Source organism: Stenotrophomonas sp. Ste96 (assembly GCF_024519495.1).
GTDB lineage: Bacteria > Pseudomonadota > Gammaproteobacteria > Xanthomonadales > Xanthomonadaceae > Stenotrophomonas > Stenotrophomonas bentonitica_A.
Window position 1 is genome coordinate 699,169 of the sequence record NZ_JALJRX010000001.1, and the last position, 13,213, is coordinate 712,381.

The following is a 13,213-nucleotide window of genomic DNA, read 5'->3' on the forward strand; positions in this document are numbered from 1 at the left end:
GTCATCCCAGTGAATCGAACCAGTCCTGCGCCTCGTCGTCGTCCGACCGGGGCACCAGCACGTCCATGAAGTCCTGCATGCCGCGCTTCGTGCCTGCTTGGCTGTGCGCGGCGAAGGTGAAGGCAGCGAATGCGGCCGGCTTGATGTGCAGCCCCACCGGATCGATGGGGTTTCGCTTGTGGAACTCCCACCACCGCAGGAACTCCTTGCGCGACATGGTCCCGCGCAGCTCGGCCACCGTGCGATGCAGATGGCCGGCCAGCACATGCCAGAACCAGTCCTCGCCCCGCTGCCTTAGGCGTTTCCCGCCTCGGCCTGGGCGTCAGCGGCCTTGTCGCCGAAGCCCGAGTGCTTCATGGCCACCTGCTGCAGCTCGGCGGCCACCAGCGGCTTCAGCTGTGCCGCCTGGGCGTCCGTCATCACCGGCTTGCCGTTCTCGTCGCAGATGGTCGCCGCGATCAGCTTGGCGCGATCGCCGTCCTGGAAAAGCTTGCGAAACTCCGCATCCGGCAGTTCGCGCACGTGGAACTGCGCCTTGTCGCCGCTGGGCAGGGTGATGGTGTCCGCATGCACGTCCTTGGAGGCGAACATGCCCAGGCTGGTGAATGCCTGGAGCACGGATTGTTCGGTGGCGCGCGTATCGGTCGCCGGGGTGTCGTTGGTCTTGCTCATGGGCCGTTTCCTGAAATGGTGGCTGGGCACGCAGGCCGCGCACGGCTAACACGCGGGGGTTCCCGCGCACCCGGCCAAAGAGAAAGCCCGCCGAAGCGGGCTGAAAGAGAGAGCGCCGTTTATCTGGGTCAGGGGTTGCCGTTGGGACGACTGGTCTTGACGGGGCCGGTCCCGCGGATCGTGATGGTTCCCTTCCAGATGTCGTTGTCGGCCACGTTCACTGCGAAGTTCTGGACGAAGCCCTGGAACTGCTTGGATACCACCGTGGTCGGCGGCGTGATCTTTCCGGCCACGGCGACCGGCTTGGGGACACCGGCCGTTTCGCTCAGCGGGGCGGCAACCAGGAAGTCCACCACGGCGCCGGTCTCGTGCAGCGCCTCGATCTTCTCGTGGTCGACCGGGTCGTAGTTGATCTCGATGGTGGTGCTACCAGTGGCCTTACGGCCGGCGACGAACTGATCCCAGTCGTCGTCGAAGTCGGAGATATCGATCTCCGACGCCTGGCCGTCGGGGAAGCCGACCGAGCGCAGGCGGGTCACCTTGATGACTTCGGCCGCGCCGATCGCGATGAACAGCTGGGAATGCTTGGACTTCAAAACGCCCATTGCGGTTTACCTCTTGTAGAAGCCCGGTCGCCGGGCACAAAAAAACCGGCTTGCGCCGGCGGTTGGGATTGCGAAGTTGGCCGGCTACCGGATGGCCAGCAGCCGCACGTCGAAGGAAATGCCGAAGGCGCCGGTGTCGTCGTCATCGGGCGTGGGGTTGTAGGACTCGATACTGCCGTGTCGCTCCACCTCGTCGCGGATGGACACAGCAGCCGCGTTCGCCTGGCTCGTGCCGTCGCCCCATACGGTGAGGCGAACGCGCCAGCCATCCGACGGCGGAGGATCGGAAAGCTGCGCCTGCGGTGACCCGCCCACGACGCTCCACGTCGCGTAGGGCAGCGCCGCACCCTCGGGCGCCACCCCGGGCCACACGCGAATCGGGTCGCCCAACAGCGCGCGCACAGCACCGCTGGCCTGCAAGATCGATTGGATCGGAGGAATCATCACAGTACCCAGCCTTGCCGTTTCAGCGCGCGAGTGATCGCGATCCACGTTTCATTGATGATCGCCTGGGCCGCTTGCGGACCACGGGCTTCCGCCGAGGGCGTCAGGAATGGCTTTGCCGCCATCTTCTTGGTCCCGAACTCAACGTGCCGCCAGTAGTGTGCCCAGCCGGTGGTTTCATAAACCTTGCCGACGCGGCGCAGGCGCTGGTTTCGCTTCGTGTTCGAGTACTTGGCCTTTCGGCCTACCCGGACACCGACGGTGAAGTACTCCCCGTCCTTGCCCACCCCTGCCCGGCGTCGGTTCCTCGCATTGGCCCTGCGGACCACGATTTCGCTGGCAAGGAAGCCGGAGTGCTTCACCACACGGTTCCGCGCCTCATCGCGGATGATGTTGCCGCCCTTGCGCATGCCGGTGCGCAGTGGCTTGCCGCGGACCTCGTCCGGCAAGCCGCGCAGGGTAGTCAACAGCCCCTTCAGGCCATGAAGCTGTAGTTCCTCAGCCATCCGACACCCCCGCATCCACCATGAGGTTGATGTGGCTGCGGGCAGTGGGATCCGGCAGCACCGCCCGAATGGCGTACACCTGGCCGTCGAACGTCACCCGCATGGTGTTGAGGACACCCGGCAGATACGGGATCTCCATGCGAGCCGTCACCTGACCATGCTCGGCACTTGCCGCGGTGAACTCGCGCCCTGACAGCGGCACCACCTCCGCTGGTACGTCCCTGTGCCAGTCTGCCCAGGCCTTCCGGTCGCCGCCGAGCTGATCGCGCACCGGGGTGAAGTCCTGCAGCGTGATCCGATGGCGATACTTGCCGGCGCGCCTCATGGCATCACCCTCCGATAGGGAAACATGAGGCGGTCGATCGTAGGGTTCTCGATCGTGCCTGACGCAATGCCTACCTCTCGGTTCGCATACAGCTCGCCAATCAGCAGAAGCATCGCCGCGCGTAGCGGCGCCGGCACCGGTCCAGGAACAGTATCGAACAGAATGGGGTACTCACCGGGACCGCTTGTGACGGTGCCTGGTTCAATCGGTAGCGGCGCGCTCCGCTCGCCTACAGGACTCCATTCGTAGCTGGCCACCACCAGCGCGTAGGCGGTCGCGCGCTCAACCACCTCGCGGGCGGCCACGATCAGGGCACCGATCAGGAGGTCGTCTGCGGCATGGATCACAGCCAGGTGCGCTTTCGCTTCCGCCAAGCTCACCGGCTCTTCAGTGGCTGGGGCTCGCGTACGCAGCATGGATCAATCCCCTTCAGCGGAAGCTACGGCATTGGGATGGGTGTCGATGAAGCCGCCCGCCTCGATCGCGGCAGCGTGTGCGCCTTCGAATTCCCGGACCTCGCCGCAACGCCCGAAAGCGTTGTCGCTCAGCACCAAGGCGCGCACCTTCGCGCCCGGCAGGATCTGCGCCGGTGGGGCCTGTTCATTGTGGGCCTGTTGCCGACCGGGTTCCTCGACCGTCGCTGCGTCGGCCGCCCCGGTGGCGGCGCTCTCGGTAGCCGCTTGGTCAGTGACGCCGTCGGGCCCTCCGATTGAGTCGCCATCGAGCGTGGTGACGGCAGCAACGCCGCCCGCGTTGGGCACTTCAGCGACGGACGCAACTGCGGCTTGATCTTCACCCACCGCAGCTTCACTGGCCGGCAAGGCTTGGGGTTTCTGTTTTGCCATGGTCCTGCTCCTGATACAGACCAAGCGGCCCGAAGACCGCCCGGCCATTCAATGGCGCCGGCTTACGCCGCAGCGCCGTGCTGGAAGGTCTTGACCGCGCCACCCACGTCGACCAGGTTGCCGCCGGTCCGCATCCAGGCAAGGAAGCCCACCTGCCCCTTCTTGATGTAAGCCGAATCGTTGAAGCGGAACAGCGTCACCGCCATCACGTCGCGGATCTTGTAGTAGCTGAAGTCACCGAAGACGATCGACCTGGCGCCAGCGGCCGGGCTGGCCATGTGCTGGTTGATCTCGATGTCCCGGTTCAGCAGACGATCCGGAGCGCCGCCCGGGTTGCCCTGCTCGTAGCCCGGCACGAAGATCGGGCGGCCGCTTTCGTCCTTGACCTTGCGGACCATCTTCAGCATGTCGTCGTGGAACATCCACTTACCGTTGGCGCGGTATGCCGGGTCGATGCTGTGCTCGAGGTCGATCAGGTCGTCATACAGGATGAGCGGAACGGCGGAAGCCGCGCCGATCTTGCCGTTGCTGGCGGCAGTGATCAGACCCATCGGCTGGCCGACGCCGGTGCCCACGGTGTAATGACGGTTGGTGACGCGCCCCAACCGGGTCTGCAGGCGGCCGGTAATGAAGCCCTCGATGTCCGAGGTCGTGTCCTGCAGCACCTCCCAGGGCACCGTGACGACCTTGGAGCTGTACTTGTGCACGCCCAGGCCCTTGGTGCCGAACTCGACGTCATCGTCGGTCGCCGACTGGTTCTCCGCCACGACCTCACCCTCTTCCGAGGTGCCGTCGCTGGTCGGGTACTGCATCGGCTCGCCGCCGGCGGTGCTAAAGACGTCCGCGACACGGCGCATGCCGCCGAAGTCCTTCAGTGCTTCGAGGATCTGCCCTGCGAGCGTGGTCGGGACGGTGTAGCCGCCCTGTTCCGGGTTGACGTTCGGGTTGCCGCTCATTGCGGCATTGACTTGGGTCCAGTCTTCAGCGCTCAGAGCCTTGTCGCCACCGCGGGCCCACTTGTCGAAGAGCTTGCGGTCCTGCGGGCGCTCGCTGTTGCCGGGCGCCTGGTGCTCGCGCACGCCGGCATCGCGCATGTGGTTGTCCGCGGTCAGGTCCATGACCTTCTGGTGGCGCTCGATGGAAGCGTCGATACGCTCGATCTCGGCGATATTGGTGTCGTACTTGGCCTGGTTCTCGGCGGTCCAGGTGTTGCCGTCACCGGTACTGGTGTCCAGCAGGTTGCGGGTTTCCTTTGCCAGCGCGGTGCGGCGCTCCCGCTCGGCCTGAATGTTAAGGGGCATGTGTCAGTTTCCTTTGGGCGAAAAAAAACCGCCTTGCGGCGGCTGATGAACTGCGGGCGGGAGTCGCTTACGCAGGCGCGCGCTCGAGCAGCGCAAGGCGCCGATCAAGCCCGGTTCGATGGGCGGCGATGGCGGCATCGTCATCGCTCGCAGTGTTCTTGGGCTTCCCGAGCGCGGCCGGGGCGTTGTTGTAGGCAGAGAGATCCCAGCTGTTGCTGGCGCCCTTCTTGCCCACCACCTCCACCACGCGGTCGGCGAAGCCGTGCTGCACCGCCTCATCAGCGGTGAACCAGGTCTCTTCGTCCATCCACTGCACAACCTGCTCGGAACTCTGTCCGGAGCGGCGGGTGTAATCGCCGGCGAGCCCGGCGTCAATCTTGGTCAGCAGCTCCGCGGTTTTCGACATCTCGGACTTGTTGCCGATCGCGATCGTCCAGGCGTTGTGAATCATGAACTGAGCGCCTTGGCTGATCTCCACCTCGTCGCAGGCCATGCAAAGGCCGGTCGCGGCAGAGGCTGCGATGCCATCAACATGCGCGATCACCTTCGCCTGGTGCTGGGCGATCGCGGTCATCATCGAGCGCGACGCGAACACGTCACCACCAGGGGAGTCGATCCGAAGATGGATCGTCTCCACATCCAGTGCGGCCAGCTCACGCACAAAGGCGGTTTCGTCGATGTCGCCCCACCACCCTCCGATCACGCCGTGAAGGTAGATTGTGGCCACACCGTCGCCAGCTTCGGCGCGCAGCGGCTTGGAGGCGTTCGCGTTGTTACGCGCGAGCTGCAGTAGCTTCGGGATCGGCATCGTCATCAGTCCTATCGGGATCGTTCTTGTTGCCGGGCGGCTTGGCCGCCTCGGTGGGCAGGTACAGCGTGTCTCCGCCAGGGATCGGCGGCAGGTTCTTCAGGCGGCGAACCTCGTTGACGTACATCCAGCCTTGGGCGCCTGGCCCGCCGAGCGCCTTGCTGAAGTACTCCGCCTGGGCCTTGGAATCACCGGCCATGAAGCCGTCGACGTTGTGTTCAACGTAGAAGCGCTCGGTCCTGAACAGCTTGCGGTTCAACTCGTCCTTGACCCGCTTCAGGTGGGAACCCAGCGTGTACTTCACGAATCCGATGCCCATGGATTCGATGCCAGTGCCGAAGCTGCTGGCCTTCGTGGTCTCACCGATCATGTGCGGCGGAACGCCGAAGGCGCGGGCGATGTCGATCACCTGCCACTGCCGCGATTCCAGCAACTGCTGGTCCACGGCCGACATGGTCAGCTCCTTGACGTCCAGGCCTTCCGTCAGGATCAGGGGGATGCGGCGGTTCCCTTGGATACCTCCGTACTTTTTCACCCAGGCATCGCGGAAGCTCTCCTGCATATCCGGCGTCATTTTGTTGGTGGCCGTGATCGCCACCTCCGGCTTGCCGCCCTCGCTGAAGAACTTGCCGGCGTGTTCGTCGCCTTGAATGGCGATGCCGATTCCGTTGCGGGCACCCCACTGAATCACCGACATTGATGACACGCCGTTGAAGCCGAAGCCCGGGATGTGCAGCACGTCGTCCTGGTCCACCGTGAAGTAGCCGAGGGTGTCGTAGAACGTGTACTGCAGCCGGCGTGGTTCCTTGGGGCTGGATCGCTCCTGCTCCAAGATCGTCACCCGATCGCGCGGCCAAGGGATCAGTCCTGTTACCGTGCCGCTGCGGTTGCGGGTGGCGTAGGCGATGCCGTCTCCGCGCAACAGCATCTGGGAGATCAGGAACTCCCACGCGGTGGATGCGGACCATGCCGGGCCGAATTGCTCGTTCAGGATCCACCAGTAGTCGTGCTTGGCGCGCTGGCGACCGTCTTCCATCCGCTCGAACACCGGCAACGGCAGCTGTGCGATCGAGCCAGCGATCAGGCTCACGCAACTGTAGACGGCTGACACCCGCATCGCGGTCTTGTCGGTCACGACAGCGCCAGATGCAGTCGCGGGGTTGCCGAAGACCTCAAACATCCGAAGATCGGATGAGGCTACGGTGCCCCCCTCAGTCAGCGCGTTTGCGGTTGGAGCCATAGCCCGGACGGCACGGTCTACGCCGATGGCAACGTCCAAGCGGTTGCGTGCAATTTGTGCGCTCATCAGTCCATCACCACGAAGCCCTGTTGAATTTGACCTGTGTCCTGCGCTTGCATCGCGCGGGCCATAGCCATGATCAGCGCCACCGCGCCGTCGATCTTGTTGTCGTTCGATTCCTTACGGGGGTACACATGCTCCTTCGCATCTACCCGCGCCACCACGTTGCCCATCATCCAAGTCAGCGCGGCGTTGCCGTCGTGCCAAAGCTGATGGGACAAGATCAGCGCCTCCACTTCCTTCATCGGCTCGGACAGGTTGCGTACCGATTGGGCCATCTCCACGACCGGCAAGCCTTCTTGGCCAAGCCGCGTCATGACGTACGTAGCCTGGGTCGGATCGAAGGCGATGTCCTGAATGTCGATCCCGCGCGCGGCCAGCTCTTTGAGCTCTTCTTCGATGAAGGCGTAGTCGGTCATGTTCCCTGGCGTGGCCACCATCAGGCCTTCCAGCACATACAGCTGGTAGCGTTCGTTTTCCTCTACCGCCGCTTCCGGCACGTAGAAGCGCGGAACAACGTAGAAGGAGCCGTCCTTCTCGAACAGCATCACCACCGCGGCAACGTCCAGCTTCGATGCGAGATCGACGCCGACCCAGCAGCGGCAGCCGTCGAAGTCGTCGAGGTCGAACGACCGCTTCTGCCGCTGCCACGCCAGCATGTTCATCCAGGCGAGCTTGGCGCCCACCCAGTCGTTCAGGTGCTTGGTCCGGAAGGCGCTTTGCTTGCTGGCAGACCGTTTGGCCTGCGCCAGCTGCGCCAACAGGAACTCTTCGAAGACCGAAACACCGTAATTGGGGTTGGCCTTGCGCAGGCTCGCCGGATCGTCCCACCGGTCGCCCTCGTCGATGCCGAAGATCATCCCGAAGATGGTTTCGTCGGTGACCTCGCCTTCCAGAATTCGTATCACATCGCGCCGCTTCTCGTAACACGGCCCGCCCAGGTTGGTCCCGGCGGTGGTGATGATCCCCAGCAAGGGCTGCTCGCGCGCGCCCATGCCAGTCTGCATCGCATCGACCATGTGGTCGGTGTCGTGCTCGTGGTATTCGTCCACCAGCGCCGCGTGCGGGCTGGACCCGTCACCCGGCTTGCCAATCATTGGCTCGAACTTCGACATGTCCTCCATGACAAACATGGAGCCGGGGTTCTTCGGGTTGCCCGACTGCTCGATGCCGAAGCGCGCACGCAGCGCGGGCATCTTCTGGACCATCTGCCAGGCCGGCCGGTACACCTCGAAGGCCTGCTTCTCGCTGGTGGCGCCCGAGTAGATCTCCGCACCGGCCTCACCGTCGGCGGCAAACAGGTAGAGGCCTCGTGCCGCAAGGCGCAGCGACTTGCCGTTCTTTCGGGGGATCTCTTCGTAGGACTCGCGGAACCGGCGCATGCCGGTGGACTTGCGGACCCAGCCGAAGAGGTTGCACTCAATGAAGTGCTGCCACGGCTCATACACCAGGAGCTGCTTCTTTGCCGCCCACTTGCCCTTGGTGTGGGGCATCAGCTCTTGGAACTTGACCGCGCGATCGGCCTTGGCCGCGTCGTACTTGTACGGCCAGTCAGGGCCGGTGCGCTTCAGGTCATCCAGAAACCGCTGACAAGCAAGGATGATGTACCGTCCGGCCGGAATCTTCCCGGCCACCACGCTGCGTGCGTAGGCCTTGGCAGATTCGCTCGGGGTCATGCATCAGAACTCGTCGAATGGATTGCCCTCCCGGGGCTTCTCGGTCCCGAGCTTCTGGCGATCCGCCGGCGTGAGGCCGAGCCGCGCCAGGCAGCCGATCAGGTGCGAGTACTTGGCCGCCTTGAAGTCAGCGCGGTTCGCGCGGAACTCGGCGAGCAGCGACGCGGCTACCTCCATGACGAACCGGTCAGCGCTGGTCAACACCCCCGGCAGCGAGCACTTGTCCAGTTCCTTCCAGACATCGACCACGTCATCGGGCAGGTGCCCCGGCGGCTTGCCGAGTGCCTTGCCCGTGGTCGGGGCAACCTTCTTGTAGCGCTGGGGGTTCTTTTTCTCGGCCCCTTTGAGCTTGGCCAGCTCGGCCGGCTGCTTGTGCCTCGCCATCGGGGCCAACCTCGAAATTCAAATTCTGTGGAAATGCGACCAAAAGAGGGGGCGCGTATCGCGAGGCGTTCAGCCTCAACTTTCACCCTCCCCCCTCCCTTGGCGACCTCCGCCGTGGAACGCGTCACGGCCGTTGGGGTTCCACGCCGGCCGCCCGAATCCGCCGTTCTCGCGCGCGGTCTTCGCGCTGTGGCAGGGCCTGCAGAGGGACTGGTGGTTGCCCGGGTCGTTGTTGGCGTCGTCGCCGTCGATGTGGTCTACATCCGTTGCTGCCTTGACCCTGCCCAATGCAGCGCAGTGTCGGCACAGCGGCTCACGCGCCAGGTGGGCGGCCCGCATCTTTCGCCATGCGGCAGAATTGGTCGGCAACGCCCGGCGGGCCTGTCGCCGCCTCACCTGCCGAGCGTCTTCCTTGTAGGGCTTCCAGCCGGTCGGCCGGTGCTGCGCGGGCCTGGTCGGCATCAGTACGGGTTCCCATCCATGTCGGTGCGCGGCGGCTCGGGCGTAGCGTCTCCGTCAGGCACCGGCACGCCGAGTTCCTCGCCCAGCAACAGCACGACCGACTGTGTGAGCAGACCGATATGTTCAGCCTGCTGAGCGATCTGTCGTCCCTGCTCCACCATCGTGGCGTGCTGCTGCTCGGCCAACGACAGCAGGCGATCTATGCGCTCGTCCATCAGAACTCCTCGACGGCCCAGCCGCCTCCGTCCCGCTTGGGCTTCACCCGGACCGCAATGAAGCGCATCGGGTACAGCGCGGCAGCCATCCTGATCTTGACCCTGGCATCGTCCATCCAGAAGCCCTTGACCTCGTGCAGCTCCATCACGCCATCAGCGGCTAGCACCGCAAAGTCAGGCGTGTAGAACATGCCGTCAGCCAGGCGCAGCTTGATGCCCTCGAACTTGTGCCACTGGATCTCACCGACGGCCTCTAGCTGGCGCAACCGCTCCGCGTAGGCGGCCTCGGTCTTGTTCATCTGGCCGACCTTGAGCCGGCCAAGCGCCAACATGGCCTTGCCCTGCCCCGCCATCAGCGCGGGCTGCGGCGGCGGACCTGGGCTTTGGCCTTCGTGCTCTTGGGCAGCGGAGGAAGGCGGTCCTGCACTTCAATCAGAACCCCATTGATCGCGGCCAGCTGGCTGGTGAGCGAACTGATCTGCGAGCCGGCAGCGGAATCGACATCCTCGCCGTGCGCTTTGACCGCGGCGAGCTCGCTGCGCACAGCCTCACCTTCCACCTCGAGGGCGCGCAGGCGCTGTGCAAGCCGCTGGGTGAGAGTCGGCCACAGGGTGACGCCGAGTACTTTGATGGTTCGGGACATGGTGATCTCCAAGGATCAGGGGCGCTTGGCGCCGTTGATGGCCGTCTCGACGGCCCGGTATCGGTCTACGGTTTCGTCTCGCTCGGACTGGGCGAGCTCGCAGGCCCGTACAATTCCTGCCGCACCGAGCCGGCGTAGTCGGTCTTGTTCTGCAGCCGCTGCGGCAGCGGCGGCACCATCGGCCAGGCGGCTGGTTTCGCAACTGGCCCAGTGGCCCCGCAGCCGGCCAAGCTCACCATCGCGGCCAGCAACAGCAGCCGCGATGCGCTCTTGATAGTCAGCATTGATCTTTTCCTCTCGCTCGTCGGCGGTATCTCCCGCCAGCTGGACGCCTGCTACCTGCTCGCGATCGACAGACCGCGCCACCTGCTCCCCAGCCAAGGCCACCCGTCCGTCGGCCACCTCGGCCGTGGCCGCACTGAGAGCCGCGCGATCGCCGCGCCAGGACCAGCCTGCAGCGAACGACAGCACACAGCACGCGACCCATGCGATCAGCAGCCCAACGACCAAGTAGCCCCGGCTCATGGGGCAAGCTCGGCAACGCACTTGGCATGTCGTTCCAGCTGCCGATCCCACACGCCCCAACACACCTTGTTGGGCTTGCCGTTGATCAGCGTCGAGCAGTCGTAGCCGCTGGCACGCTTCCACAGCAGAAGGGCGTCACAGGCGGCGCGGTAGTTGCCCACTTGCAGCTGGCGACGCATAGACGATGACTGCCAGTTGCCTGTCCCGTACTGGTACGTGAAGTCCAGATAGAGGTCGTACTCACTCTGCGTGAGGTAGACGCCAGGGAGCGAGGCGCGGAATCGCTTCTCCTCGCCGGCGATGTGCGCCTGAGCGGTATGCAGGGCGCGATCCGGGGTGATTCGATCACCGAGCCGCACCGGCGTCCCGTCGGCGTGGAAGGTCGATCCGAAGCCGACCGTGGGGCGGTCGTTCTTGGTGGGGATGACGGCCGTATCGGTATAGCCCTCCCTGGATACGATCGCGACCAAGCCGGCAGCGCTCAGGACCAGAAGCGCCACGAGCGACCGACCTGGTGCGCCACCGGGCCGGCTCATGCCTTGGTCGCCTTGGTCGCCTTGGCAGCCTGCCGCCACTCGCGGACCCAGCGCCAAACCAGATGGGTGATCTGGCCGACCAGGTACACGACAGTCAGGATCACGACCAGACGGTCGAGGTTGACGCCGCCGGCGACGGCCCCGGCCACCGCGATCGGCGGCGTGACCTTTGCTGCAGCACTCGCCGCGGTGCTGATGATTTCGTCCCGCATGGTTGCCCCGTGGATTGTCCGGTTCGGCATATCGCCCCTCCCGGTTTGGTCAATAGGTGCCCGCCCCGCTGCCGGCTTGGCGCGAGGGTTAATCCGGTCTGGGAAGCGGGCAAAGAAAAAGCCCGCCATTGGCGGGCCGGTATTCAGCAGAGCGGTGCTCAGGCCAGCGAGACAGGCTGCAAAGTCAGGCCGTGCAGTTTGTACATTGCCACCATCGCATCACGTGCATCCTGCAGCTTGATCTGATCGGGGTGACATTTCGTCGCCCTGAATCTTATCGACAATCGCGTCTGATGAGATCTTGATTTCCTGTGACAGTAAGCATTTCTGATTTTGTACAGCCGATCGCACTCTGTCATCAGTTCGTCGGGCAAACCCTTCTGAACACATGTTTTTCGATCATCCCCCCAACATCCTGGAGAAGACTGCGCAATGTCGGCGGCAGTCTGCTCAAAGAACGCGCACGCAAGAATGAGCGCTGCTAGATACCTTCCGTAGATGAATGATACTCGCGCCTCTTCAAGCAAGGCCATGTTCTCCATTTCAGCCCAGACCATGCCATCAATGATGACGTGATCAGACAGCCATATGTGCCGCTCCACCTTACCCTTAGCCTGACGTTCGTCAGCGCGCCGGACCGCTTCGAGCACATCATTTTCCGTCCACGCAGCACCGTGTCCCATTGGCCTTGCCCCTATGCGCTGTCAAATCTGCGCCGAATATCTCACGCAAGGGTAGGACGAGAAAGCCCCGGCTTGGCCGGGGCTTGCGTCTGGATAGTGGCAAGAATGCCCCGGTTTCCGATGACCCTTCAAGTCATCGCTATGCAGCGCGCGAAAGCGCCTGACTGAGCTGTCGCGCAGCTTCGTTCTCTGCGGCTCGCATCTGGATGAGCATCCATTCGTACACTGGCTGCCAGAACCTGCTGTATGCCGAGCAATCGGCCCCGATGGCTGTTGCGCGCTTCCGGCCGCTCAATTGCTCCAGGCCACTGCCGTCGCATGCTTCGCACTCCACGACGCCGGCGCCCTCCGGTGCAGCCTGTGTGCGCAATCCCTCGCATCGCTTGCAGCAGCCGGCAGCGGCCATTTCACCGATCACCGCCACCGCCAGTCCGCCAAGCTGCTCCATGGTGCTGATGGGCCAACACAGCGCGCGCGTGGCCTCCAGCTTTGCCTCAGCGCGCGCAAATTCCCGGCGCTGCATGTCCGTAACCGTATTGCCCGCCCAGCCCATACAGGTTTTGGCGATGCCGTATTCCGTCCGCGCCAGGCTCAGCACCTGCTGGTGTCGGTTGTATTCCGGAGCCACCAGCGCGATGACGGCCTTTCGCAGATGGTCGATCCGACGGGCTGCACTCTCTGGCCACCACAGGGCCTCCAGCAGCTCACGACCGAGGCCGGCGGGCACCATTCCCAGCGCCGCGGCAATATCCTGCGTGGTCAGGTCCGGCGTGCCGCCACGGCCGGTGTCGAACTTCACGGTTGTCGGCCCCATCCTGCTGGACAGCAGCTCACGTACATTCCCCATGGCCTTTCCCCTTGTGCTCTCGTCGATTGATTTCACGGCGCAGCGCGCGTGCCCGGCGCAGTGCCTGCTCTGCCTCGCGGCGTACGGCTGGGGCGGTCCACGCCCTCGTCCATCGCATCGCGGCTATGTCTTGCTGGATGCTGCTCAGCAGCGCCAGCGCCTTGTCGTCGTAGCGGGTCAGGTCCATCCGTCCAGCCTCTTCCCAGTGCGTCGCACCGGTCGCG

At 64.5% G+C, this 13,213-nt stretch carries 23 protein-coding genes; all 23 read right to left on the bottom strand.

Annotated features, from left to right (window positions below; all coding sequences use genetic code 11):
* Position 1: 1 nt before the first annotated feature.
* Positions 2–238 carry a hypothetical protein gene (locus OC373_RS03165; protein ID WP_261997040.1) on the bottom strand — a complete coding sequence of 79 codons (237 nt, stop codon included), beginning with the start codon at positions 236–238 and terminating at the stop codon, positions 2–4.
* 56 nt (positions 239–294) lie between these two features.
* Entirely contained in the window at positions 295–672 is a 378-nt protein-coding gene (locus OC373_RS03170) for a hypothetical protein (RefSeq protein WP_261997041.1), read from the bottom strand.
* Between the two features lie 128 nt (positions 673–800).
* Positions 801–1,277, bottom strand: a complete 477-nt coding sequence (locus tag OC373_RS03175; RefSeq protein WP_261997042.1) for a phage tail tube protein — start codon at positions 1,275–1,277, stop codon at positions 801–803.
* Between the two features lie 84 nt (positions 1,278–1,361).
* On the bottom strand, positions 1,362–1,721 hold the full coding sequence (locus tag OC373_RS03180; RefSeq protein ID WP_261997043.1) for a DUF3168 domain-containing protein: 360 nt from the start codon (positions 1,719–1,721) through the stop codon (positions 1,362–1,364).
* Positions 1,721–2,227, bottom strand: a complete 507-nt coding sequence (locus OC373_RS03185; RefSeq protein ID WP_261997044.1) for an HK97-gp10 family putative phage morphogenesis protein — start codon at positions 2,225–2,227, stop codon at positions 1,721–1,723. The genes OC373_RS03180 and OC373_RS03185 overlap by 1 nt, the downstream gene beginning before the upstream one ends.
* Positions 2,220–2,552, bottom strand: coding sequence for a phage head closure protein (locus OC373_RS03190; RefSeq protein WP_261997045.1), 333 nt, complete (start codon positions 2,550–2,552; stop codon positions 2,220–2,222). The genes OC373_RS03185 and OC373_RS03190 overlap by 8 nt, the downstream gene beginning before the upstream one ends.
* On the bottom strand, positions 2,549–2,968 hold the full coding sequence (locus OC373_RS03195) for a head-tail connector protein (protein WP_261997046.1): 420 nt from the start codon (positions 2,966–2,968) through the stop codon (positions 2,549–2,551). The genes OC373_RS03190 and OC373_RS03195 overlap by 4 nt, the downstream gene beginning before the upstream one ends.
* A gap of 3 nt (positions 2,969–2,971) precedes the next feature.
* A complete protein-coding gene (locus OC373_RS03200) occupies positions 2,972–3,397 on the bottom strand; it encodes a hypothetical protein (protein ID WP_261997047.1) in 426 nt (141 codons plus the stop codon).
* A 62-nt stretch (positions 3,398–3,459) separates the two neighbouring features.
* Positions 3,460–4,698, bottom strand: a complete 1,239-nt coding sequence (locus OC373_RS03205) for a phage major capsid protein (RefSeq protein ID WP_261997048.1) — start codon at positions 4,696–4,698, stop codon at positions 3,460–3,462.
* Positions 4,699–4,765: 67 nt separating this feature from the next.
* Complete coding sequence (locus OC373_RS03210; protein WP_261997049.1) at positions 4,766–5,512, bottom strand: head maturation protease, ClpP-related; 747 nt, start codon at positions 5,510–5,512, stop codon at positions 4,766–4,768.
* Positions 5,472–6,641, bottom strand: a complete 1,170-nt coding sequence (locus tag OC373_RS03215) for a phage portal protein (RefSeq protein ID WP_261997050.1) — start codon at positions 6,639–6,641, stop codon at positions 5,472–5,474. Before OC373_RS03215 ends, OC373_RS03210 begins: the two co-directional genes overlap by 41 nt.
* 170 nt (positions 6,642–6,811) lie before the next feature.
* Positions 6,812–8,482 (bottom strand): terminase TerL endonuclease subunit, encoded by a 1,671-nt coding sequence (locus tag OC373_RS03220; protein WP_261997051.1) that lies wholly within the window; start codon positions 8,480–8,482, stop codon positions 6,812–6,814.
* 3 nt (positions 8,483–8,485) lie between these two features.
* Positions 8,486–8,866: a hypothetical protein gene (locus tag OC373_RS03225; protein ID WP_261997052.1), complete on the bottom strand. Its 381-nt coding sequence runs from the start codon at positions 8,864–8,866 to the stop codon at positions 8,486–8,488.
* 75 nt (positions 8,867–8,941) lie between these two features.
* Positions 8,942–9,328: an HNH endonuclease signature motif containing protein gene (locus OC373_RS03230; protein WP_315985446.1), complete on the bottom strand. Its 387-nt coding sequence runs from the start codon at positions 9,326–9,328 to the stop codon at positions 8,942–8,944.
* Positions 9,328–9,543: a hypothetical protein gene (locus tag OC373_RS03235; protein ID WP_261997053.1), complete on the bottom strand. Its 216-nt coding sequence runs from the start codon at positions 9,541–9,543 to the stop codon at positions 9,328–9,330. The genes OC373_RS03230 and OC373_RS03235 overlap by 1 nt, the downstream gene beginning before the upstream one ends.
* Positions 9,543–9,842: a DUF1064 domain-containing protein gene (locus tag OC373_RS03240; protein ID WP_261997054.1), complete on the bottom strand. Its 300-nt coding sequence runs from the start codon at positions 9,840–9,842 to the stop codon at positions 9,543–9,545. The genes OC373_RS03235 and OC373_RS03240 overlap by 1 nt, the downstream gene beginning before the upstream one ends.
* A gap of 53 nt (positions 9,843–9,895) precedes the next feature.
* Complete coding sequence (locus OC373_RS03245; RefSeq protein WP_261997055.1) at positions 9,896–10,186, bottom strand: hypothetical protein; 291 nt, start codon at positions 10,184–10,186, stop codon at positions 9,896–9,898.
* Between the two features lie 15 nt (positions 10,187–10,201).
* A complete protein-coding gene (locus OC373_RS03250) occupies positions 10,202–10,711 on the bottom strand; it encodes a hypothetical protein (protein ID WP_261997056.1) in 510 nt (169 codons plus the stop codon).
* Positions 10,708–11,247 carry a lysozyme gene (locus OC373_RS03255; protein ID WP_261997057.1) on the bottom strand — a complete coding sequence of 180 codons (540 nt, stop codon included), beginning with the start codon at positions 11,245–11,247 and terminating at the stop codon, positions 10,708–10,710. The genes OC373_RS03250 and OC373_RS03255 overlap by 4 nt, the downstream gene beginning before the upstream one ends.
* Positions 11,244–11,459 (bottom strand): hypothetical protein, encoded by a 216-nt coding sequence (locus tag OC373_RS03260; RefSeq protein ID WP_261997058.1) that lies wholly within the window; start codon positions 11,457–11,459, stop codon positions 11,244–11,246. Before OC373_RS03260 ends, OC373_RS03255 begins: the two co-directional genes overlap by 4 nt.
* Before the next feature lie 158 nt (positions 11,460–11,617).
* Entirely contained in the window at positions 11,618–12,109 is a 492-nt protein-coding gene (locus tag OC373_RS03265; protein ID WP_261997059.1) for a hypothetical protein, read from the bottom strand.
* Positions 12,110–12,281: 172 nt separating this feature from the next.
* Entirely contained in the window at positions 12,282–12,941 is a 660-nt protein-coding gene (locus tag OC373_RS03270) for a hypothetical protein (protein ID WP_315985447.1), read from the bottom strand.
* A gap of 31 nt (positions 12,942–12,972) precedes the next feature.
* Positions 12,973–13,176 (bottom strand): hypothetical protein, encoded by a 204-nt coding sequence (locus OC373_RS03275; RefSeq protein WP_261997061.1) that lies wholly within the window; start codon positions 13,174–13,176, stop codon positions 12,973–12,975.
* Positions 13,177–13,213 lie beyond the last annotated feature (37 nt).